This window comes from Miniimonas arenae (assembly GCF_006351005.1).
GTDB lineage: Bacteria > Actinomycetota > Actinomycetes > Actinomycetales > Beutenbergiaceae > Miniimonas > Miniimonas arenae.
The window spans coordinates 1-20,793 of record NZ_VENP01000030.1 but is presented as its reverse complement, the minus strand read 5'-3'; the positions used below and the strand labels follow the sequence as shown (position 1 = coordinate 20,793).

The following is a 20,793-nucleotide window of genomic DNA, read 5'->3' as shown; positions in this document are numbered from 1 at the left end:
CGGTTCGAGGGCATGGACTACCACGCGCTCAACGCGATGCTCAACCTGTACGGCCCGGACGGTCGGCTCCAGCTGGACGCCGACCACGCCGCCGCGCGGCAGTACTTCCTGCAGCACGTCAACCAGAACACCGTCTTCTTCCACGACCTCGACGAAAAGCTCGAGTACCTGGTCGAGGAGGGCTACTACGAGCCCGAGGTGCTCGAGCAGTACTCGCGGGAGTTCCTCCACCGCATCTGGGACCTGGCCTACGCCAAGAAGTTCCGGTTCTCCACGTTCCTCGGCGCGTTCAAGTACTACACGTCGTACACGCTCAAGACGTTCGACGGGAAGCGCTACCTCGAGCGCTTCGAGGACCGCGTCGTCATGGTCGCCCTCGCCCTCGCGGCCGGCGACGAGCGGCTCGCGGAGCACGTCGTCGAGGAGGTCATCTCGGGCCGTTTCCAGCCCGCGACGCCGACCTTCCTCAACGCGGGCAAGCAGCAGCGCGGCGAACTCGTCTCGTGCTTCCTGCTGCGCATCGAGGACAACATGGAGTCGATCGCGCGCGGGATCAACTCGGCGCTGCAGCTGTCCAAGCGCGGCGGCGGCGTGGCGCTCCTGCTGAGCAACATCCGCGAGCACGGCGCCCCGATCAAGAAGATCGAGAACCAGTCCTCCGGCGTCATCCCCGTGATGAAGCTGCTCGAGGACTCCTTCTCCTACGCCAACCAGCTCGGGGCCCGCCAGGGCGCCGGCGCGGTGTACCTCAGCGCGCACCACCCGGACATCCTGCGGTTCCTCGACACCAAGCGTGAGAACGCGGACGAGAAGATCCGCATCAAGACGCTCTCGCTCGGCGTCGTCATCCCGGACATCACGTTCGAGCTCGCGAAGAAGAACGAGGACATGTACCTGTTCTCGCCGTACGACGTCGAGCGCGTCTACGGTGTGCCGTTCTCCGAGATCTCCGTGACCGAGAAGTACCACGAGATGGTCGACGACGGCCGGATCCGCAAGACCAAGATCAAGGCACGCGAGTTCTTCCAGCTGCTCGCCGAGATCCAGTTCGAGTCCGGCTACCCGTACATCGTGTTCGAGGACACGGTGAACGCCGCCAATCCCATCGCGGGCCGCGTCACGATGAGCAACCTGTGCTCGGAGATCCTCCAGGTCTCGACCGCATCGACGTTCCGGGACGACCTGTCCTACGAGCACATCGGGCGGGACATCTCCTGCAACCTCGGCTCGCTCAACATCGCCAAGGCCATGGACTCCCCGGACTTCGGCCGCACGATCGAGACCGCGATCCGCTCGCTGACCTCCGTCTCGGACCAGACGCACATCCGGTCGGTCCCGTCGGTCGAGCGGGGCAACGAGGCGTCGCACTCCATCGGCCTCGGGCAGATGAACCTGCACGGCTACCTCGCCCGCGAGCGGATCCACTACGGCAGCGAGGAGGGCGTGGACTTCACCAACATCTACTTCTACACGGTGACGTACCACGCGCTGCGCGCCTCCAACCGCCTGGCCATCGAGCGCGGCACCGCGTTCGAGGGGTTCGCCGACTCGGCCTACGCGAGCGGGGAGTACTTCACGAAGTACACCGAGCGCACGTGGGAGCCGGCCACCGAGCGAGTGCGCCAGGTGTTCGCCGACGCCGGCATCGCGATCCCGACCCAGCAGGACTGGCGCGAGCTGCAGGCGCAGGTCCAGGCGCACGGGATCTACAACGCGTACCTGCAGGCGGTGCCGCCGACCGGCTCGATCTCCTACATCAACCACTCGACGAGCTCGATCCACCCGATCGTGGCCCCGATCGAGATCCGCAAGGAGGGCAAGATCGGCCGGGTCTACTACCCGGCGCCCTACCTGAGCGACGAGAACATGGAGTACTACAAGGACGCGTACGAGATCGGCTACGAGAAGATCATCGACACGTACGCCGCCGCGACGCAGCACGTGGACCAGGGCCTGTCCCTGACGCTGTTCTTCAAGGACACCGCCACCACGCGGGACGTCAACAGGGCCCAGATCTACGCCTGGCGCAAGGGCATCAAGACGCTCTACTACATCCGGCTGCGCCAGGCCGCGCTCGAGGGCACCGAGGTCGAGGGCTGCGTCTCGTGCACCCTGTGACGCTGCGCTGAGACCCGACCCACCGACCCCGCGAGACGAAGGAACGACGAACGTGATCAGCGAGAAGCTCAAGCTGGTGAGCCGGGTCCAGGCGATCAACTGGAACCGGATCGAGGACGACAAGGACCTCGAGGTGTGGGACCGCCTCGTGGGCAACTTCTGGCTGCCCGAGAAGGTGCCGGTCTCCAACGACATCCCGTCGTGGGGCACCCTCACCGCGCAGGAGCAGGAGCTCACGATGCGCGTGTTCACGGGGCTCACGCTGCTGGACACGATCCAGGGCACGGTCGGTGCGGTGAGCCTCATCCCGGACGCGCTCACCCCGCACGAGGAGGCCGTCTACACGAACATCGCGTTCATGGAGTCGGTGCACGCCAAGAGCTACAGCTCGATCTTCTCCACGCTGTGCTCCACGCGTGAGATCGACGAGGCGTTCCGCTGGTCGGAGGAGAACGAGAACCTCCAGCGCAAGGCCGAGATCGTCATGAAGTACTACCGGGGGGACGAGCCACTCAAGCGCAAGGTCGCCTCGACCCTGCTGGAGTCGTTCCTCTTCTACTCGGGCTTCTACCTGCCGATGTACTGGTCCAGCCGCGCGAAGCTCACCAACACGGCCGACGTCATCCGCCTCATCATCCGCGACGAGGCGGTGCACGGGTACTACATCGGGTACAAGTTCCAGAAGGGCCTGCAGCTCGTCGACCAGGCCAAGCGGGACGAGATCCAGGAGTACACCTACGACCTGCTCACCGAGCTCTACGAGAACGAGGAGCAGTACACGGAGGACCTCTACGACGGCGTCGGGCTCACCGAGGACGTCAAGATGTTCCTGCGCTACAACGCGAACAAGGCCCTCATGAACCTGGGCTACGACGCGCTGTTCCCGAAGGACCAGACCGACGTGAACCCGGCGATCCTCTCGGCGCTCGCGCCGAACGCCGACGAGAACCACGACTTCTTCTCGGGCTCGGGCTCCTCGTACGTGATCGGCAAGGCCGTCACGACCGAGGACGACGACTGGGACTTCTGACCCGCCGTCGCCCTGCGATCGACCAGCACCGCACAGGACCGCCGCACCCTCCCGGGTGTGGCGGTCCTGCCGTTCTCGGGACGAGCGCCCGCGTGGCGCGCGGATGTCGTATGGCGGGCGCAGACTGAGCCCGACACGGGTCGAGACGAGCGAGGGAGACGGCGATGACCTTGACCGACGAGCTTCTCGAGCAGCACACCTGGCACTGGGACCACCAGCTGCGGCCCCGGCTGGAAGGGCTGACGGACGCCGAGTACCTGTGGCCGCCGGTCACGGACTCCTGGACGGTCCGCCGGCGCGGCGAGCACGGCCCGTGGGCCACGATCGGCTCGGGCTCGGGCGTCGTCGACTTCGAGGTGCCCGAACCCGTCCCCGCCCCGGTCACCACCATCGCCTGGCGCCTCGCCCACCTCGTGGTCGGCGTCTTCGGCGACCGCAACGCGCGGTACTTCGGTGGCCCCGAGATCAGCTACGACTCCTACGACTACCCGCTCGCCGCCGCCGCATCGCTCGCCGACCTCGACGCCGGCGAGGCCCGCTGGCGCGCCGGCGTGGCAGCACTCGACGACGCCGCGCTCGCCGAGAACTGCCGCGAGCCGGGCCACGAGGACTCCTCCATGGCCGGGCTCGTGCTGCACATCCACCGCGAGGTCATCCACCACGGCGCCGAGATCGCGCTGCTGCGCGACCTGTATCTCCGACAGGAGTGAGACGTACGACGGCGAGCCCGCCGCGTGCTCAGCGCCGCGGCGGCGCGGTGCTCTCGCGCACGATGAGGTTCGCCGGGACCACCCGCCGTGTGGCTTCCGCTGGAGCCGCCTCGCCAGAGGGCCCGCCAGGCACCAGCCGGCCGGCCCCGCGCCGGCGCACCTGCGCGATCAGCATCTCGACCAGCGCCTCGCCCATCGCCGCGAAGTCCTGCTCGACCGTGGTGAGCGGAGGCTGCAGGTAGGCCGACAGCGGGATGCTGTCGAACCCGATGACCGACACGTCGCCCGGCACCGACAGGCCGGCGCGGGTGAGCGCGAGCAGGAGCCCCGCGGCCATCTCGTCGTTGGCGCTGAAGACCGCGGTGATCCGCTCGCCGTCGTGGATGCGCGCGACGAGCTCGGTCCCCGCGCGGTACCCGGACGCGGGGGTCCAGTCGCCAGTGGTGAGCGGGGGGACCTGGCGCCCGTGCGCCTCGAGCGCCGCGACCCAGCCGGTCCGGCGCACCTGGGCGGGGTTCGACGTCGGGGGCCCGCCGACGTGGTGCACCGTGACGTGGCCGAGGCCGAGCAGGTGCTCGACGGCGGCCGCCGTGCCCGCGAGCTGGTCCGCGCCGACGGTGGCGTGCTCGCCGACGAACCGTGCGTCGGACACCACGAGCGGCAGGGTGTCCGGCACGCGCAGGTGCACGGGCGTCTCGGTCTCGTGCCGCAGCACGATGAGGCCGTCGATGAGCTGGTTCTGCAGGCGGGCGACAGCGGCCTCGACGTCGGAGTCGCCGGCGTGCTCGACGTCGACGAGCGTCACGGCGTACCCGTGCCGACGTGCCGCGGCGACGATCGCCTCCACGCTGCGCGACTCCCCGGTCCGGGAGATCTGGTGGACGATGACGCCGAACGTGCCGAACGCGCCCGAGCGCAGCGCACGCGCCGCGGCGTTCGGGGCGTACCCGACGGCGCACATCGCCTCGAGCACCGCGGCCCGCGTCTCGGGACGCACCTGGGTCGAGCCGGTCGAGACGCGGGACACCGTCTGTGTCGAGACGCCGGCGAGGCGTGCGACGTCGGCGAGCGACGGCGCGCGGCCGGCAGCGGCATGGGTGCGAGAAGGGGAGCGGTCGTTCGCGGCACGGGCGGGCATCGGAGCTCCTCCTCTGCCCACGGCGGGGCGGCGACGACATCGTTACCGTTTCGAGACGTGTGTCCCGGCTATCCCATGATAACGTCACCATCGGTCGGCTGTTGACGTCAACATGACGCCTCGCCGGCCGGCCAGCGCAGGTCCGTGGTGAGGAGACGAGGATGTCGAGCGTGGTCGCCGAGCGGCCCGGCCAGGTGCGAAAGGTCAGGCGACGGTTGACGGGACTGTGGTTCACGGTCCCGTTCCTCCTGGTCTTCGTGTTCGTGTTCATCGCCCCGCTGGCGTACACGATCTGGCTGAGCCTGTTCCAGACGAAGCTGATCGGAGGCACGTCCTTCGTCGGTGCGGACAACTTCGTCGCCGTGTTCCAGGACCCGAAGTTCTGGGAGGGCCTGGGCCGCGTCAGCCTGTTCCTCCTCGTGCAGGTCCCGGTGATGCTGGCGATGGCGCTGGTCGCGGCCCTGGTGATCGACTCGGCCCGGCTGCACGGGATCCGGTTCTTCCGGATCGCGATGTTCCTGCCCTACGCGGTGCCCAGCGTCGCGGCGGTGCTCATGTGGGGCTTCATGTACGGCGAGCGGTTCGGCCTGGTCGGCAACCTCAACGGTTGGCTCGGCACCGACTTCTCGGTGCTCTCCCAGCAGTGGCTGCTCGTGGGCATCGGCAACATCGTGACCTGGTCGTTCATGGGCTACAACATGCTGATCCTGTACTCCTCGCTCAAGGCGATCTCGCCCGAGCTGTACGAGGCGGCCGCGCTCGACGGCGCCGGTCAGCTCCGCATCGTGCGGAACATCAAGCTGCCCGCGGTCCAGGGCTCCATCGTGGTGGCGGTGATCTTCTCGATCATCGGCTCGTTCCAGCTGTTCAACGAGCCGAACATCATGCAGAAGCTCGTCCCGAACCTCATCTCGACCTACTACACGCCGAACATGTACGCGTACAACCTGTCCTTCACCGGGCAGCAGGTGAACTACGCGGCGGCGCTGGCCATCATCATGGGCGTCGTCACGGCGGTCATCGCCTACGTCGTCCAGCTCCGCGGGAACCGGGAGGCCCTCAAGTGAGCGGCGACGTGAGCACCCACGCCGGCACGACCGCGAGCACCACCTCCGCGGGGACGCTCGCCTCGCCGTCGGGCACCAGGACCACGGGCGCGAGTCGAGCGAAGGGACGTCAGGGCGTGGCCCCGGGCTACGAGCACCTGCGCCCGGACCGGCACATCCACCGGTCGGTCGCCCTGACGGTCGTCATGATCTTCTTCGCGATCTACTGCCTGCTGCCGCTGTACTGGCTCGTCGTCAACTCGACGAAGGACTACGGCAGCCTGCTGAGCTCCTCGGGGCTGTGGTTCGGGGACAGCTTCCAGCTGTTCGCGAACATCGGCGAGGTGCTGACCCGCAAGGACGGGATCTTCGTCCGCTGGTTCCTCAACACGATCATCTACGTGGTCGTCGGCGCGGGGGGCGCGACCCTGCTGGCCACCCTCGGCGGCTACGGGATGGCGAAGTTCAGCTTCCCGGGCAAGAAGTCCGTGTTCGCCGTCATCCTGGGCGCGATCGCGATTCCCGGCACGGCCCTCGCGGTCCCGACGTTCCTCATGTTCTCGTCGCTCGGTCTCACCAACACGATGCTGTCGGTGATCATCCCGGCGCTGGTCTCCCCGTTCGGGTTCTACCTCATGTGGATCTTCGCGCAGGAGTCCGTGCCCACCGAGGTGCTGGAGGCGGCCCGCGTCGACGGCTCGAGCGAGATCCGCACCTTCGCGACGATCAGCGTCCGGATGATGGCGCCGGGCATCGTGACGGTGCTGCTGTTCGCCGTCGTGGCCACGTGGAACAACTACTTCCTGCCGCTGATCATGCTGCGCTCGGAGAGCCTCTACCCGCTTCCGCTCGGCCTGCAGGCCTGGAACCTCGAGGCCACGGGCGTCCAGGCGTCGCCGATCTACCACCTCGTGATCACGGCGTCGCTGCTCACGATCATCCCGATCGTCGTCGCCTTCCTGTCCCTCCAGCGCTTCTGGCAGAACGGCCTCTCGGCCGGCTCCGTCAAGGCCTGACCCGACCAGACCGGCCGGGGCGAGCCCGGCCGGTCCCCAGGAGTCCACGTGCCGGCCTCGGCCCGTGGACGACCACGCCACCCCCACCCGGCGCGTCACGCGCCACCACAGTGAAGTGAAAGGAAAGGCCATGGCCAGCTCCACCCGCCGAGTCCTCACGGTGACCGCGTCTGCGGTCGCCCTCGGGCTCGTCCTCGCCGCCTGCTCCGGCGGCTCCTCCGACTCCGGCTCCGGCGACGGGACCGCAGGCGGCTCCGACGGCGGCAGCTCCGACGCGCTCGACGCCGCGCTCGAGCAGGGCGGCACGATCGAGTACTGGACCTGGACCCCGCAGGCCGAGGAGCAGGCCGCGGCGTTCATGAAGGCCTACCCGAACGTCACGGTCAACGTCACCAACACCGGCGGCGCCGCGGACCACAACCTCAAGCTGCAGAACGCCCTCACGGCCGGCTCGGGCATCCCCGACGTCGCGCAGCTGGAGTACCAGTCGGTCTCCCAGTTCCAGCTCCCGGGCTCGCTCACCGACCTCACCGAGTACGGCTTCGCCGACCTCGAGGACCTCTACACCCCCTCCACGTGGGGTGCGGTCACGCAGAACGGCGGCATCTGGGGCCTCCCGCAGGACTCCGGACCGATGGCGCTGTTCTACAACGAGGAGGTGTTCACGTCCCTCGGCATCGAGGTGCCCACCACGTGGGACGAGTACATCACGGCGGGCGAGGCGATCAAGGCCGCGAATCCCGACACGTGCATCGTCAACGACTCCGGCGACGCCGGCTTCACCACCTCGATGATCTGGCAGGCCGGTGGCCGCCCGTTCGCCGTCGACGGCGAGAACGTGACGATCAACCTCCAGGACGAGGGCTCGAAGCTCTGGGCCGACACCTGGAACAAGATCGTCCAGGGCGGCCTCAACTGCGAGATCCCCGGCTGGACCGACGAGTGGTTCGCCGCGCTGTCCGACGGCACGATCGCCACGCTGCCCACGGGCGCCTGGATGCCGGGCGTGTTCGAGAACAGCGCGCCCGACGGCGCCGGCAAGTGGCGCGTGGCGCCCATGCCGACCTATGACGGCACGCCCGCCAACGCCGAGAACGGCGGCTCCACGGAGGTCGTGCCGAAGGGCGCCCCCAACCCCGAGCTCGGCGCCGCCTTCCTGCGGTGGCTGAACTCCGACCCCGAGTCGATCTCCGTGTTCCTCAACAGCGGTGGCGGCTTCCCGGCGACCGTGGCCGAGCTCCAGTCCGACGAGTTCCTCGGCTTCACCTCCGACTACTTCGGCGGCCAGGAGATCAACAAGGTGCTCGTCGAGGGCATCGACAACGTCGGCACCGGCTGGCAGTACCTGCCCTGGCAGTCCTACGCCAACAGCATCGTGTCGGAGACGCTCGGCCAGTCCTACCTCAACCGCACCGACCTCAACGAGGGCCTCGTGGCGTGGCAGGACGCGAACGTGAAGTACGGCGAGGAGCAGGGCTTCACGGTCAGCACCGAGTGACCTCCCGCTGACCCCACTGCTCGCGCACGACGGCGAGGCTCACCCGAGCCTCGCCGTCGTGCGTTGCGCGGTGCGTGCGTCAGCACTGCTCACCGGCAGCAGTGCTCACCGGCAGCAGTGCTCACCGGCAGCAGTGCTCACCGGCAGCAGTGCTCACCGGCAGCAGTGCTCACCCGACACCCAGGCTGCTCCCAGCCGGCGTCCCTACGGTGAGGCGGCATGACGCTCCACACCCGACAGGGTCACCTGCTCGACGTCAATCCGGTCGCCCGCCTCCTGCGCGCGAGCGCCCACGAGCTCGACATCGACGGCGACGGGGTGCCGGACGGGCCCGCCGACCCCGGCGCGGCGGACGCGACCGCGCGGATGCTGCTGGCCCACCTCGTGCTCGCCAGCGGCGAGCTGTGGGTGACCGAGCGCGACGGCGAGATCGTGGCCGCGTCGGTGTGGGTCCCCGGCGGCGACGACGCCGCGAGCGTGCGCGCGGGCGCGCTCGACCAGCTGCTGCGCCGCGAGCTCAAGGTCGACCGGGTGGTCGACGCCGTCGGTCCCGCGGTGCACCTGCGACCCGCGCTCGAGTCGGCGATGGCCGAGGTGGGCGACCTCATCCAGCTCTCGAGCGCCCGGCTGGTGCTGTTCGCCGTCGCGGTCGCGCCGCACGTCGAGCCTCACGACGTCGTGACGATGGCGAGGACGGTCGTGGAGCCGGTGCTCTCGCGCGACGAGCCGGTGCTCGCCGTCGCGATCGACGACGGCCGCGGCGCGCTCCTGCGCCAGAGCGGCTTCGCCACCGTGGGGCGGGTGCCGCTCGGCGAGGGCAACGAGGTGTGGCTCGGCGGGCGCCGTCCTGCGCTCGTCGCCTAGGAGGCGGCGAGCAGCGGCGCCAGCGCCGGCAGCGCGCGTGGGTCGGTCTGCACGACGAGGGTCGTGACGCAGGTGCGCTCCCAGCGGGCCACCTGCTCCGCGATGTCGGCGGGCGTCCCCACGAGCGCGATCTCGCGCACCAGCTCCTCGGGCACGGCGGCCGCGGCACGCTCGCGGTCCCCGGCCGTGTAGTGCGCCGACACCTCCGCCAGCGCCTCGGCGTACCCGAGGCGGGCCATCGCGTCGCGGTGGAAGTTGGCGCTCGCGGACCCCATCCCACCCGCGTAGAGCGCGACGTGTGGCCGTACGAGGTCGACGGCCTCGGCGATCGAGCCGGCGACGGCGAGCGGCACGCTCGCGCACACCTCGAACTCGGCCGCGGGCCGCAGGGTCGCCGACCGGGCGGCGAACCCCTCCTCGAGCAGGGCCCGCGCCTCGGCGTCCAGGGCGGGGGAGAGGAAGGCAGGCAGCCAGCCGTCCGCGATCTCCGCCGCGAGTGCGGTGTTGCGCGGCCCCTGCGCCGCGAGGTGGATCGGCAGGTCGGCGCGCAGCGGGTGCACGGTGGAACGCAGGGCTTTGCCCTGGCCGGTCGCGCCCGGGGCGTCCGCGGGCAGCGGCAACGGGTACGCAGGGCCGGGCGCGGTGACGGGCGCCTCTCGACGCAGCACGTCCCGCACGATCGCGACGAACTCGCGGGTGCGCGCGAGTGGCCGGGCGTACGGCTGGCCGTACCAGCCCTCGACGACCTGCGGACCCGAGGCGCCCAGGCCCAGCACGAACCGGCCGCCCGAGAGGTGGTCGAGCGTGAGCGCGGCCATCGCCGTCGCGGTCGGCGTGCGGGCGGAGAGCTGGGCGATGCCGGTGCCCAGGCGCACCCGGGAGGTGGTCGCGCCCCACCACGCGAGCGGCGTGAACGCGTCGGACCCGTACGCCTCCGCCGTCCAGACCGAGTCGATGCCGTGCGCGTCGGCCCATGCGACCGCCTCGGCAGCGCCGGCGGGCGGTCCCGCCTTCCAGTACCCCGTGTGCAGGCCGAGCCGCATCGCCCCTCCTCGTCAGGTCCGGGCAGGGGGAGCCCCGGCGCTCGTTCTCCCGGTCACGCTACCCGGCACGCCGAATCCGGCTGGTCCGCGCCGAGTTGTTCGTATAACATACGAATATGTTGTGGCGCCTCGACACGCGGAGCGAGCGCACCTACGCCGACCAGCTCGCGGCGCAGGTGCGCCGCGCAGTGTCCGACGGCGAGCTCTCCCCCGGCGATCGTCTCCCGTCCGCGCGCGCCCTCGCCGCGATGCTCGAGATCAACCTCCACACCGTGCTGCGCGCCTACCAGGAGCTGCGCGACGAGGGCGTGCTGGACCTGCGGCGGGGCCGCGGCGCCACCATCGCGCCGGGCGCCTCGACGTCGCGCGCCGGGCTCGAGGCACTCGCCCGCGACTTGGCGACCGAGGCCCTGCGCACCGGCGCCGAGCTGCAGGAGGCGATCGACGCCGTCGTGCGGGCGTGGCCGGAGCGCACGGCGGGCGCCGCGGGCGCTGAGCGCCCGGCGCCTCCACCGACTCGTCCGACCGACCTGACCGACCCCGCACGCCCGTCCGACCACCCTGCAGGAGGCACCCGATGACCCGCCCGGTCGACCCGGCCCGCACCCCCGGAACGAGTGCGCCCTCGCGCGGTGGCGCGAGCCGGTCCGCCGACGCGACCGGCGACGCGCACAGCCCGCGGCCCACGCCGTGGTGGCGCCGGGCGCTCGCAGCGCTCGTCGTGGCCGCGCCGCTCGTCCTGCTGCTCACGTGGGGCGAGGTCCTGCTGGACCGGCTGCCGCCGCTCACGCCGACGCACTTCGGCGCGAGCGGAGCGGCGGACGCGTGGTCGGACTCCGGCCGCTACTGGCTCACGATCACGCTCGTCGTGGCCGCGCTCGCGGTGGTGGGCGTCGCCGTGCTGCCGCTGCGCCAGGCGTTCGCGCGGGTGTGGACACTCGTCGCGCTCGCCTGGGCCGCCGCGTTCGTGGCCGGACTGTGGTTCGCCAGTGCCCTGGTCACGCTCGCGGCGAGCGCTCCGGGGGAGGAGTCGCTCTCGTGGCAGGCGTTCGCCGTCGTGCTCCTCGCGTGCGGGTGGGGCGCGCTCGCGTGGGGGGCGCACGGCCCGGCGCGGCGCACGCCCACCTCGTCGGGCGCCGTGGCGCCTGCGCCGCTCGCCGCGGGCGAACGCCTCGCGGCCTCGGCGACGACGAGCGCCCCGATGTTCTGGTGGCTGACCGCAGCGACGGCCGCGCTCGCCGTCGTCGCCGTGCTCGTGAGCACCGCCGGCGGTGCGTCCCCCGCGACGGCGGCGCTCGTGGGCGGCGTGCTGGTCGTCGCCGCCGTCGCCGGGGCCTGGCTGGCACGGATCACCGCCACGGTCGACGCCCGGGGCCTGCGCGTCACCTCGTGGCTCGGCATTCCGGTCAAGCGCATCCCGCTGAGCGATGTCGCGGCCGTGCGGAGCGAGGACCTCGAGCCGACGCAGTGGGGCGGCTGGGGCTTCCGCTGGCTGCCGGGCCGCACCGCGTACGTCGCGCGGCGCGGCCCGGCGCTCGTCGTCGTGCGCCGTGACGGGCGCGAGTTCGCCGTCACGCTGGACGACCCCGAGCCGCTGGCGAGTGTGCTCGCGGCACTCGCCGCGGCGGACGGACGGGAGCAGCCGACGCGCGCACGATGACGCGGCGTACGTCTGAGCGCGTCAGAGCACGTCGGCGCGCCTCGGCGCGCCTCGGCGCACGTCAGGACACGTCAGCGCACGTCAGCGCACGTGCGGCAGCAGCTCCGCGGCGACCAGCTCGAGGTGATCGAGGTCGGCCAGGTCGAGCATCTGGAGGTAGACGCGGTCGGTGCCCCACTCACGCAGCTGGCCGAGCCGGTCCAGCGCCTCGGGAACGGTGCCCGCGATGCCGTGCTCGCGCAGCTCGGCCGGCTCGCGGCCGATCGCCGCGGCCCGCCGGGCGAGCTCGGTCTCGTCGGCGCCGACGGCGAGCACGAGCGCCGCGGAGTATGTGAGGGACTCGGGGTCGCGTCCGGCGGCGTCGCACGCGTCGCGGACGGTGGCGAACCGGGTCGGGATGTCGGCGATCTCGGGGAAGCTCGTGTTGTACTCGGCGCCGAACCGCGCGGCGAGCGCCGGCGTGCGGGACGGCCCGTTCCCGCCGATCACGACGGGCAGCGGCGCCTGCACGGGCTTGGGCAGGGCGGGGGAGTCGACGAGGGTGTAGTGCTCGCCGTCGTAGGAGAAGGTCTCACCGTCCGGGGTGGACCACAGGCCGGTGATCACCTCGAGCTGCTCGGTCAACAGGCCGAACCGACGCGGGGGGAACGGGATCCCGTAGGCGGCGTGCTCCCGCTCGAACCAGCCCGCGCCGAGGCCGAGCTCGACCCGGCCGCCGGACATCGCGTCGACCTGGGCCACCTGGATCGCGAGCACGCCGGGGTGACGGAAGGTTGCCGACGTGACGAGGGTGCCGAGCCGGATCGTGGACGTCTCGCGCGCGATCCCGCCGAGGGTCACCCACGAGTCGGTGGGGCCGGGCAGGCCGTCGCCGCCCATGGCGACGAAGTGGTCGGACCGGAAGAAGGCGTCGAAGCCGAGGCGTTCCGCGGCCTGGGCCACGCGGAGCTGGTCGTCGTAGGAGGCGCCCTGCTGGGGCTCGATGAAGATGCGCAGGTCCATGGGAACCAGCCTGCCACGTGCCGCCGATCTGCAGCCGGACAGGCAAGAGCCCGCGGGCTGCCGGTGGTCGCGGACCGACCGGCCGTCGCGCTGGACGAGGCGCGACTCCCGCGGGCTCCGGTGATCGCCTGGTTCTCGCTCGCCGGGTCGGCGGTCGAGGACGAACCGTCCTGTGCGGTCCCCGACTAGCGGGCGACCACCTCACGCGTCCGAAGGTTCTTCATTGGCTCGGACCACCTCCTCTCCGTGTGGTGACACGGTAGGCACGGGTGAACCTTCGCGTCACCCCCTTTTTCGTCACCAACTCGCCACACCACCGGGGGCGCTGCGGCCCGCCGCACGGCGGGTCGTAGGGAAGAATTGCGGGCAGGGGACGCGGGGCACAGGGCGCCGGCGCCCGGCACGAGCAGGAAGTACCACGCATGCGTCGTTCTCGCTGGGTCGCGGCCCTCGCCGTGCCGCTGCTGCTCGCCGCGTGCACCGCGCCGGGCGGCTCCGACTCCGACGCGCAGGCCGGCGTGAGCCTCGCGCCCACCGACCCTCCCGTGACGGCGGACCCCACCGCGGCCGGACTCGTCGCGGTGGGCGTGGACGGCTCCAGCGACGGCACGCTCGACACCGCGGCTCTCACGTCGTTCCCCCTGCTCGCCGCGAGCGCGCAGCGGTGCGACGGCGTGCCCGTCCCGCCCGACGCCGACCCGGCCTCCGTCGACGCGGCGCAGGGCGACGCGGCGCAGGGCGACGCGGCCTCCGTCGCGATCGAGGTCGTGGCGGCCTACCGCCAGGTGCTCGGCGTGCGGTGCGAGTCGACGGCCGGTGCCCGCACCGTGTACACGGACGCGGCGTCCGGGCGGGTGTGGCAGGGCGGCGAGCTGGTCTCGGACGCGGGACACGCGATCGTCTCGCCCGCATTCGCCGAGGTCACCGGCGACGACGTCGCGGACCCGTTCGCGGACGTCCGCTTCGACACCGAAGGAGATCTCGTGCTGGTGCACTCCGACGGCACCGCGTGGCGCCTCCGGGCCGACGAGACCGATGCGTTGCTCACGGACGCGGGTCGGGTGGTGCGGGGCTCCGTGCGCTCCGGCGGGGCGTTCGTCGGAGCGATCGCGACCACAGCCCAGGTGGTCCCGGCGCCGGCGAGCGCGCCCCTGCCGGCCCCACCCGTGCCGCCCGCGCCGGTCACGCCGCCCGCCGCCGGCGTGGACTGCGCCGTCGCGAAGTGCCTCGCGCTGACGTTCGACGACGGACCCGGCCCGGACACGCCTCGGCTGCTGCAGATCCTCGCGGACAAGGACGTGAAGGCGACCTTCTTCATGGTCGGGTCGAACGTCTCCCGGTACCCCTCGACGGTGAAGGCCATCGCGGACGCCGGCCACGAGCTGGCGAACCACACGTGGAACCACCCCAACCTCACGACGCTCTCGGCGGGCGACATGGCCTCGGAGATCCAGCGCACGTCGCAGGCGATCGTCGACGCGGCGGGGCAGGCGCCGGACGCCCTCCGCCCGCCCTACGGCGCAGTGGACGACGCGGTGCTCGCGGAGGCGGGCCGCGACGGCATGGCGGTCGTCCTGTGGAACGTCGACAGCGAGGACTGGAAGTCCAAGAACGCCCAGGCCACGCACGACCGCGTGATCACGACCGCCAAGCAGAACGGCATCGTGCTCATGCACGACATCCACTCGTGGACGATCGACGCGGTGCCCTCGATCATCGACGACCTGCGCGCCCAGGGCTACACGTTCGTCACCGTGGAGCAGCTGCTCGGCGGGTCGATGCAGCCGGGCACCAAGCACTTCTCGGGGGGCTGACGCGTGACGTTCTCGCTGATGACGGTCTGCACGGGCAACATCTGCCGCTCGCCGATGGCCGAGGTCGTGCTGCGCGACGCCCTCGAGCGCGCCGGCCTCGCCGATGTCGTGTCGGTCCGCTCGACGGCGGTGACGAGCGAGGAGATCGGCAACCCGATCGACCGCCGCGCGCAGCGGGTGCTCGCCGACGCCGGGTACGCCGTGCCACGCCGCCGGGCGGTGCGGGTGCAGCGCTCCGACGTCGAGGCGACCGACCTCGCGCTCGCCATGACGGCGCAGCACGCACGGGCGCTCCGCGCGCTCGGGTTCCCGGCCGCCAAGGTCGCGCTCTTCCGCGCCTTCGAGGACGGCGTGCCGGGTGGCGACCCGTCCGACCAGGACGCGCCCGACACCCCGGACCCCTGGTACGGCGGGCCCGAGGACTTCCAGGAGTGCCTCGCCACGATCGAGGCGTGCGCGCCCGGGATCGTCGACTACGTGCGCGAGCGCGTGGCCTGAGCCCGGCGCGGGCCCGGGGCCGCCCCGGGCGTCGCCGCACGACGTCGGGTCCGGCAGCGCCGGTCAGCCCACGACGCGCAGGCCCACCGCCGTCGCCAGCGCCGGCGCGAGCGACATGAGCTGGGCGGAGTCGACGACGGCGCCCGCGAGCCACCGCGGTCCGACCACCTCCTCGATGTCGCAGCCGCGCAGGTCGACGTCGACGAGCCGCGCGTGCTGCAGGTCGAGCCGGCCGACTCGGGAGCCCGGCAGCGCCACGCGCTCGGCCGAGGCCTCGACGAGGTCGAGCTCGTCGACGACGCAGTCGCGCAGCACCACGTCCGCGAGGCGGGCCGCCCGCAGGTTGAGGTAGCGCAGCCGCACCCCGACGAGGCTGACCCGGCGCAGCTCGCCGTCGTGCAGGTCGGCGGAGCCGAACCGACCGCCGAGGACCTCGGCGTCGCGCCAGTCCGAGGCGGGCGCGTCGAGCACCGTGACGTCCGGCTCGGTCAGGCGCGTCTCGCGCAGCCGTGCACCCCGTGCGGCGACCCGGGCCGCGCGCAGACCGCTGAGCTCGCTCGAGAAGATCTCCGCGTGCGAGGCGTCCACCGCGTCGTCCGGGTCCAGGGCGGCATCCAGCGCGATCCGGACGCCCTCGAGCTCGGCGTGCGGGTGCAGCCCGGCCGGGTCCACCACGGTGAGGTCGGGCAGCAGCACGGGCTCGACCGCCGGGGGTCGCACGGCAGCGGGACGTCTCGGGGTGACCACAGCGCCACGGTAGCGGCGGCGGTCCGACGCTCGTCCACAGGCCGGCGGGCGCACGTCGGCCCCCGCGCCTACGGTGGGCGACATGACCGCACAGACCACCGACGGCACGATCCCGCCTGTGACCGACGTCGCCGGAGACCTCGAGTCCGCCGCCGGCGAGCCCGTCGCCGGCGAGCCCCTCGCCGACGCCGCGCCTCCCGCAGGGAGGCGGTGCTTCGGCGACGGCGACCCGGTCTACGAGCGGTACCACGACACCGAGTGGGGCGTGCGTCCCGAGCCGACGGTGGACGAGCGCGAGCTGCTTGAGCGCCTCGCTCTCGAGGGCTTCCAGTCCGGACTCGCGTGGATCATCGTGCTGCGCAAGCGCGAAGCATTCCGGGCGGCGTTCGCGGACTTCGCGCCGGACGTCGTCGCCGGCTTCGGGCCCGACGACGTCGAGCGCCTCCTCGCCGACCCGGGCATCGTCCGCAACCGCCGGAAGATCGAGGCGACGATCCGCAACGCGCAGGCACTCGTAGCGCTGCATGCCGAGGGCGGGCGGCTGTGGGACGTCCTCGAGCGGTACCGCCCGGAGCCGCGCGCCACCCCGCCCGCGTCCTACGCCGAGGTGCCGACCGACACGCCCGAGTCGATCGCACTCGCGAAGGAGCTCAAGCGGCTCGGGTTCACCTTCGTCGGGCCGGTCACGACCTACGCGACGATGCAGGCGGTCGGCCTCGTGGACGACCACCTCGCCACCTGCCCCGTGCGGGCGGCGTAGGCGGCCGGGTGAGACGGGTCGGCCGGGCCACGGTTCACGCGGCGGCCACGTGACCCGGATACCCTCCGGAGTCATGACCCCGGACCGGTTCCCGACCGCCGCTGACCATCCCGACCGCGAGGTCCTCACCTGGGCGGACTTCGGCCACGCCGTGCGCGCCCTCGCCCGCACGATCGCGGCCACCGGCTGGGAGCCCGACCTCGTGGTCGCGGTCGCACGCGGCGGGCTCGTGCCGGCGGGCGCCCTGGCCTACGCGCTGGACCGCAAGGCGATGGGCACCCTCAACGTCGAGTTCTACAGCGGGGTGGGCGAGACGCTCGCCGACCCCGTGGTCCTGCCGCCCGCGCTGGACACGTCCGAGCTGCGCGGCCAGCGCGTGCTCGTCGTCGACGACGTCGCCGACTCCGGCCGCACGCTGCAGCTCGTGCTCGAGATGATCGGTGCGCACGGCGCCGACGTGCGCAGTGCGGTGCTCTACACCAAGCCGCGCTCGGTGGTGCGCCCGACGTACTCCTGGCGCGAGACCGACGCCTGGATCATGTTCCCGTGGTCCTCGCTCCCGCCGGTCACGGGCAGGGGCGCGCCCGACGCCTGACCGGTCGCGTCAGAACTCCCGCGAGGACAGCACGCAGAACTCGTTCCCCTCCGGATCGGCGAGCACCGTCCACGAGACGTCCCGCGACTGGCCGACGTCGACGCGGGTCGCGCCGAGCGACTCCAGGCGGGCGATCTCCGCGTCGCGGTCGTCGCTCGTGTGCGGCGCGAGGTCGAGGTGCAGCCGGTTCTTCGTGGTCTTCTCGTGCTCCACGAGCACGAACACGAGGCCGGGCGGCACGCGGTGGAAGGGCAGCTGCTCGCTGAGCTCGCGCGCCCAGCGCGGCACGATCACCACCTCGTCGTCGGCCTCGTACACCGTCTCCCAGTCCAGCGCCCGCGCCCACCAGTCCGCCAGGTGACGGGGTTGGGTCGTCTCCACGACCACCGAGTACCACCGCAGTGCCATGACGCGCTCCTTCGTCCGGGCGGCGCCGAGAGCACCGCGTGCGCCGAGGGTAGGTCCACGCACCGACATGCGAGCCGGCGCGGTCCGCCGCAGGGACCGTCCGGGGCAGAATGAACCCTCGTGTCCACCGAACCGACGCCGCAGCCGGGCCTCGGCCTGCCCGTGGGCGCGCGCGTGGGCATCGTGTGCCTCCACACCGACCCCTACGCCGAGCCCGGCAGCGGCGACGTCGGCGGCATGAACGTCGTCGTGCGGCACGTGTGCACCGCGATGGCGGCGCTCGGGGTCGCGGTCGAGGTCGTCACGCGGCACGCCGACCCGCGCGTCCCGGCCCACGAGAAGGTGGACGGCGTCACGGTCCACCGGCTCGCCGTCGGACCGCTCGGCCCGGTCCCCAAGGGCGACCACGAGGCGTTCATGGCCGACTTCGGCGCCGCGCTCGCCGACCTCGGGCCCTACGACCTCCTGCACTCCCACCACTGGTTCTCCGGCATCGCCGCGCTGCCGGTCGCGCGCGCGTGGGGCGTGCCGCACGTGCAGTCCTTCCACAGCATCGCGGCACCGGCGCACACCGAGCTGGCCGAGGGTGAGCGCCCCGAGTCCCCGGGCCGCCTGGCCGGCGAGGCCGAGCTCGCCCGGCTCAGCGACGCGATCGTGGCGGTGAGCCACGCGGAGGCGCGCACCGCCGTCGAGCGCCTCGGCGCCGACCCCGCGCGGATCCGCGTGGTCCACCCCGGCGTCGACACCGAGCGCTTCCACCCCCTCGCCGCCGCGGCGCACGACGGCGAGCCCCCCTCGGGCGAGGATCCTCGCCCCTCGCTCGTCGTCGCCGCGCGGCTGGAACCGCTCAAGGGTGTCGACCTCGCGATCCGGGCGCTCGCCGCGCTGCCGCAGCCGCGCCCGGTGCTGCGGGTGGCCGGCGGTGCGACGTCGGACTCCGCGTTCGTCGCCTCGTTGGCCGACCTCGCCCGCGACCTCGGCGTCGAGCGCGACGTGGACCTCATGGGCCCCCTCGGGCGCACCCAGCTAGCCGACCTCATGCGCCGCGCCACCCTCGTCCTGGTGCCCTCGCACTCGGAGACCTACGGGCTCGTCGCGCTCGAGGCGTCGGCGAGCGGCGTCCCCGTGGTGGCGGGTGAGGCCGGCGGGCTTGTCGAGGCCGTGCTCGACGGCGTCACGGGCGTCCTCGTGCCGACCCGCGACCCGCAGGACTGGGCCGGGGCGATCGGCGGGCTGCTCGGGGACCCGGCGCAGCGCGCCCGGCTCGGCGCGGCCGGCCGGACCGTGGCGCTGCGGCGCACCTGGGCGACCGTGGCCGGTGCGACCGGCCGCGTGTACGCCGACGTGCTGCACGCGCACGAGCCCGCGTCGTAGCCGCCTGGCGGCGCTGGTGCCAGCGATCTGTGCCGCCGTGGAGCTGGTGCCAGCGATGTGTGCCGCCCCTGAAGCTGGTGCCAGCGATCTGTGCCGGTTGCGGGCGCTGAACCGGAACGGATCGCTGGGTTCGTGGTGGAGCAACTCCTGGTGCCAGCGATGTGTGCCGGTTGTTGGCGCTGGTCCGGAACAGATCGCTGGGTTCGTGGTGGAGCATCTCCTGGTGCCAGCGATGTGTGCCGGTTGCGGGCGCTGAACCGGAACAGATCGCTGGGTTCGCGGTCCCGCAGCCACCGCGACGGCAGGCGGCCCCCCGCACTCCGCGCTCGAGCTCCCGGCGAGTCCGGGCGGACAATGGAGACATGAGCCCCTTCCGGCGCACGCCCCCGCCCCCGGTGACGGAGCGCGGATCCGGTGTGCTCGCTGTCGAGCACGCGCAGGACGTGGCGATCGAGGAGGATCCCTGGGGCGTGTTGACCCCGCGCGTGGTGCGCGAGGGGATCGAGGCGATCCCCGCCGTCGGGCGCTACGCCGCGGCCGACGCCGCGATCGCCGCGGGTGCGGTGCTCGGCGGGCGGTGGTGCACCGTCGCGCTGCTGGGCCACTGGGCCGGGGGCGCGCCGCTCGCGAGCCAGTGGCGCGCGGTGCGCACCCTGGCCGAGGGCGACGGGTTCGTGGTGCTGCTGGGTGAGGACGCGACGCTCACCGTCACCGGGATCGCCGCCGCCGGTGTCGGCATCGTGCGGCGGCACGGCTCGGTCGTCCTCGAGGTGCCCACGGCGCGCTCGGCGGTGCTCACCGTCGGCGGCGAGGTCGCCCCCGGCTCGTTCGAGGTGCACGACGGCGAGCCTCGCGACCTGCGCACGGGTCATCCGGCGCGGTGGCGCGGTGGGCCGACCGTCGCGGGCGGCGGCGTGCGCGGCCTCGCCGAGCGGCGGATCGCGGCGCACGCCGGTCGGGGGACCGGGCCCGCGGTCCAGCTCGTCGCGGTCGTGTGACGTGCTCCCGCGCCGGGAACAGATCCATTCAGTTGAATGTTGAACGAGCCATGAAGAAGATCGGGTTCCTCTCGTTCGGCCACTGGTCCGCCTCGCCGCACTCCGCCACCCGCAGCGCCTCCGACGTGCTGCTGCAGTCCATCGACCTCGCCGTCGCGGCGGAGGAGCTCGGCGCCGACGGCGCCTACTTCCGCGTGCACCACTACGCCCACCAGCTCGGCTCGCCGTTCCCGCTGCTCGCGGCCGTCGGTGCGCGCACGAGCCGGATCGAGATCGGCACGGGCGTGATCGACATGCGGTAGCTTATATCGCGGTTGCAACACTCGTTCACGTAAGCTTGGTTGCATGGTTGAACTGGTATCGCTGAGGAAGACGAACGAGGTCGCCGCGTACGTCCGCGCCTCGATGGATCGCAAGGGCGACCGGTGGACGGTCGAGACCCAGTTGCGGAAGATCAGGGCTCTCGCCGAGGCC

20 protein-coding genes and 1 pseudogene are annotated in these 20,793 nt (G+C 72.3%); 16 read left to right on the top strand and 5 right to left on the bottom strand.

The window, feature by feature from the left end; translation table 11 throughout:
* Positions 1 to 12 precede the first annotated feature (12 nt).
* The 3 genes from nrdE (at position 13) to FH969_RS08975 (ending at position 3,858) form a co-directional block, all read left to right on the top strand.
* The gene (nrdE, locus tag FH969_RS08985; protein WP_139987043.1) at positions 13 to 2,118 is read left to right on the top strand and encodes a class 1b ribonucleoside-diphosphate reductase subunit alpha; all 2,106 of its coding nucleotides are present in this window, start codon (positions 13 to 15) and stop codon (positions 2,116 to 2,118) included.
* Between the two features lie 55 nt (positions 2,119 to 2,173).
* Positions 2,174 to 3,148, top strand: coding sequence for a class 1b ribonucleoside-diphosphate reductase subunit beta (nrdF, locus tag FH969_RS08980; RefSeq protein WP_108720093.1), 975 nt, complete (start codon positions 2,174 to 2,176; stop codon positions 3,146 to 3,148).
* Positions 3,149 to 3,312: 164 nt separating this feature from the next.
* Positions 3,313 to 3,858: a DinB family protein gene (locus tag FH969_RS08975; protein WP_139987031.1), complete on the top strand. Its 546-nt coding sequence runs from the start codon at positions 3,313 to 3,315 to the stop codon at positions 3,856 to 3,858.
* 28 nt (positions 3,859 to 3,886) lie between these two features.
* Here the strand turns inward: FH969_RS08975 and FH969_RS08970 are convergent, their stop codons facing one another.
* On the bottom strand, positions 3,887 to 4,996 hold the full coding sequence (locus FH969_RS08970; protein ID WP_139987030.1) for a LacI family DNA-binding transcriptional regulator: 1,110 nt from the start codon (positions 4,994 to 4,996) through the stop codon (positions 3,887 to 3,889).
* A gap of 161 nt (positions 4,997 to 5,157) precedes the next feature.
* Between FH969_RS08970 and FH969_RS08965 the strand changes: the two genes are divergently transcribed.
* The 4 genes from FH969_RS08965 to FH969_RS08950 all read left to right on the top strand — a co-directional run bounded on the left by FH969_RS08965 (position 5,158) and on the right by FH969_RS08950 (position 9,420).
* Positions 5,158 to 6,063: a carbohydrate ABC transporter permease gene (locus FH969_RS08965; RefSeq protein WP_108718627.1), complete on the top strand. Its 906-nt coding sequence runs from the start codon at positions 5,158 to 5,160 to the stop codon at positions 6,061 to 6,063.
* Positions 6,064 to 6,248: 185 nt separating this feature from the next.
* A complete protein-coding gene (locus tag FH969_RS08960) occupies positions 6,249 to 7,058 on the top strand; it encodes a carbohydrate ABC transporter permease (RefSeq protein ID WP_108720092.1) in 810 nt (269 codons plus the stop codon).
* Between the two features lie 130 nt (positions 7,059 to 7,188).
* A complete protein-coding gene (locus FH969_RS08955) occupies positions 7,189 to 8,556 on the top strand; it encodes an ABC transporter substrate-binding protein (RefSeq protein ID WP_108718626.1) in 1,368 nt (455 codons plus the stop codon).
* A 219-nt stretch (positions 8,557 to 8,775) separates the two neighbouring features.
* Entirely contained in the window at positions 8,776 to 9,420 is a 645-nt protein-coding gene (locus tag FH969_RS08950; RefSeq protein WP_139987029.1) for a hypothetical protein, read from the top strand.
* On the opposite strand, the gene FH969_RS08945 is transcribed toward FH969_RS08950, so the two are convergent.
* A complete protein-coding gene (locus FH969_RS08945) occupies positions 9,417 to 10,463 on the bottom strand; it encodes an LLM class F420-dependent oxidoreductase (protein ID WP_139987028.1) in 1,047 nt (348 codons plus the stop codon). The genes FH969_RS08950 and FH969_RS08945 overlap by 4 nt on opposite strands.
* A 116-nt stretch (positions 10,464 to 10,579) precedes the next feature.
* Between FH969_RS08945 and FH969_RS16040 the strand changes: the two genes are divergently transcribed.
* Positions 10,580 to 11,044, top strand: coding sequence for a GntR family transcriptional regulator (locus tag FH969_RS16040; protein ID WP_108718623.1), 465 nt, complete (start codon positions 10,580 to 10,582; stop codon positions 11,042 to 11,044).
* Positions 11,041 to 12,123, top strand: a complete 1,083-nt coding sequence (locus tag FH969_RS08935) for a hypothetical protein (protein ID WP_139987027.1) — start codon at positions 11,041 to 11,043, stop codon at positions 12,121 to 12,123. The genes FH969_RS16040 and FH969_RS08935 overlap by 4 nt, the downstream gene beginning before the upstream one ends.
* Before the next feature lie 81 nt (positions 12,124 to 12,204).
* Here the strand turns inward: FH969_RS08935 and FH969_RS08930 are convergent, their stop codons facing one another.
* Positions 12,205 to 13,125, bottom strand: coding sequence for an LLM class F420-dependent oxidoreductase (locus FH969_RS08930; RefSeq protein ID WP_139987026.1), 921 nt, complete (start codon positions 13,123 to 13,125; stop codon positions 12,205 to 12,207).
* A gap of 422 nt (positions 13,126 to 13,547) precedes the next feature.
* On the opposite strand from FH969_RS08930, the gene FH969_RS08925 reads away from it, so the two are divergent.
* Positions 13,548 to 14,939, top strand: a complete 1,392-nt coding sequence (locus FH969_RS08925; protein WP_139987025.1) for a polysaccharide deacetylase family protein — start codon at positions 13,548 to 13,550, stop codon at positions 14,937 to 14,939.
* An 18-nt stretch (positions 14,940 to 14,957) separates the two neighbouring features.
* On the top strand, positions 14,958 to 15,437 hold the full coding sequence (locus FH969_RS08920; RefSeq protein ID WP_139987024.1) for a low molecular weight protein-tyrosine-phosphatase: 480 nt from the start codon (positions 14,958 to 14,960) through the stop codon (positions 15,435 to 15,437).
* 63 nt (positions 15,438 to 15,500) lie between these two features.
* Here the strand turns inward: FH969_RS08920 and FH969_RS08915 are convergent, their stop codons facing one another.
* Complete coding sequence (locus tag FH969_RS08915; RefSeq protein WP_139987023.1) at positions 15,501 to 16,184, bottom strand: pentapeptide repeat-containing protein; 684 nt, start codon at positions 16,182 to 16,184, stop codon at positions 15,501 to 15,503.
* A gap of 82 nt (positions 16,185 to 16,266) precedes the next feature.
* Between FH969_RS08915 and FH969_RS08910 the strand changes: the two genes are divergently transcribed.
* A complete protein-coding gene (locus tag FH969_RS08910) occupies positions 16,267 to 16,944 on the top strand; it encodes a DNA-3-methyladenine glycosylase I (protein ID WP_139987022.1) in 678 nt (225 codons plus the stop codon).
* Positions 16,945 to 17,017: 73 nt separating this feature from the next.
* Positions 17,018 to 17,539, top strand: a complete 522-nt coding sequence (locus FH969_RS08905; RefSeq protein WP_108718616.1) for a phosphoribosyltransferase — start codon at positions 17,018 to 17,020, stop codon at positions 17,537 to 17,539.
* 9 nt (positions 17,540 to 17,548) lie between these two features.
* On the opposite strand, the gene FH969_RS08900 is transcribed toward FH969_RS08905, so the two are convergent.
* Entirely contained in the window at positions 17,549 to 17,947 is a 399-nt protein-coding gene (locus FH969_RS08900; protein WP_139987021.1) for a VOC family protein, read from the bottom strand.
* Positions 17,948 to 18,067: 120 nt separating this feature from the next.
* Between FH969_RS08900 and FH969_RS08895 the strand changes: the two genes are divergently transcribed.
* The 3 genes and pseudogenes from FH969_RS08895 to FH969_RS08885 all read left to right on the top strand — a co-directional run.
* Complete coding sequence (locus FH969_RS08895; protein WP_234417429.1) at positions 18,068 to 19,321, top strand: glycosyltransferase; 1,254 nt, start codon at positions 18,068 to 18,070, stop codon at positions 19,319 to 19,321.
* A 362-nt stretch (positions 19,322 to 19,683) separates the two neighbouring features.
* Positions 19,684 to 20,319: a hypothetical protein gene (locus tag FH969_RS08890; protein WP_139987020.1), complete on the top strand. Its 636-nt coding sequence runs from the start codon at positions 19,684 to 19,686 to the stop codon at positions 20,317 to 20,319.
* A gap of 50 nt (positions 20,320 to 20,369) precedes the next feature.
* A pseudogene (locus tag FH969_RS08885) lies at positions 20,370 to 20,618 on the top strand (LLM class flavin-dependent oxidoreductase); the annotation flags it as partial.
* Positions 20,619 to 20,793 lie beyond the last annotated feature (175 nt).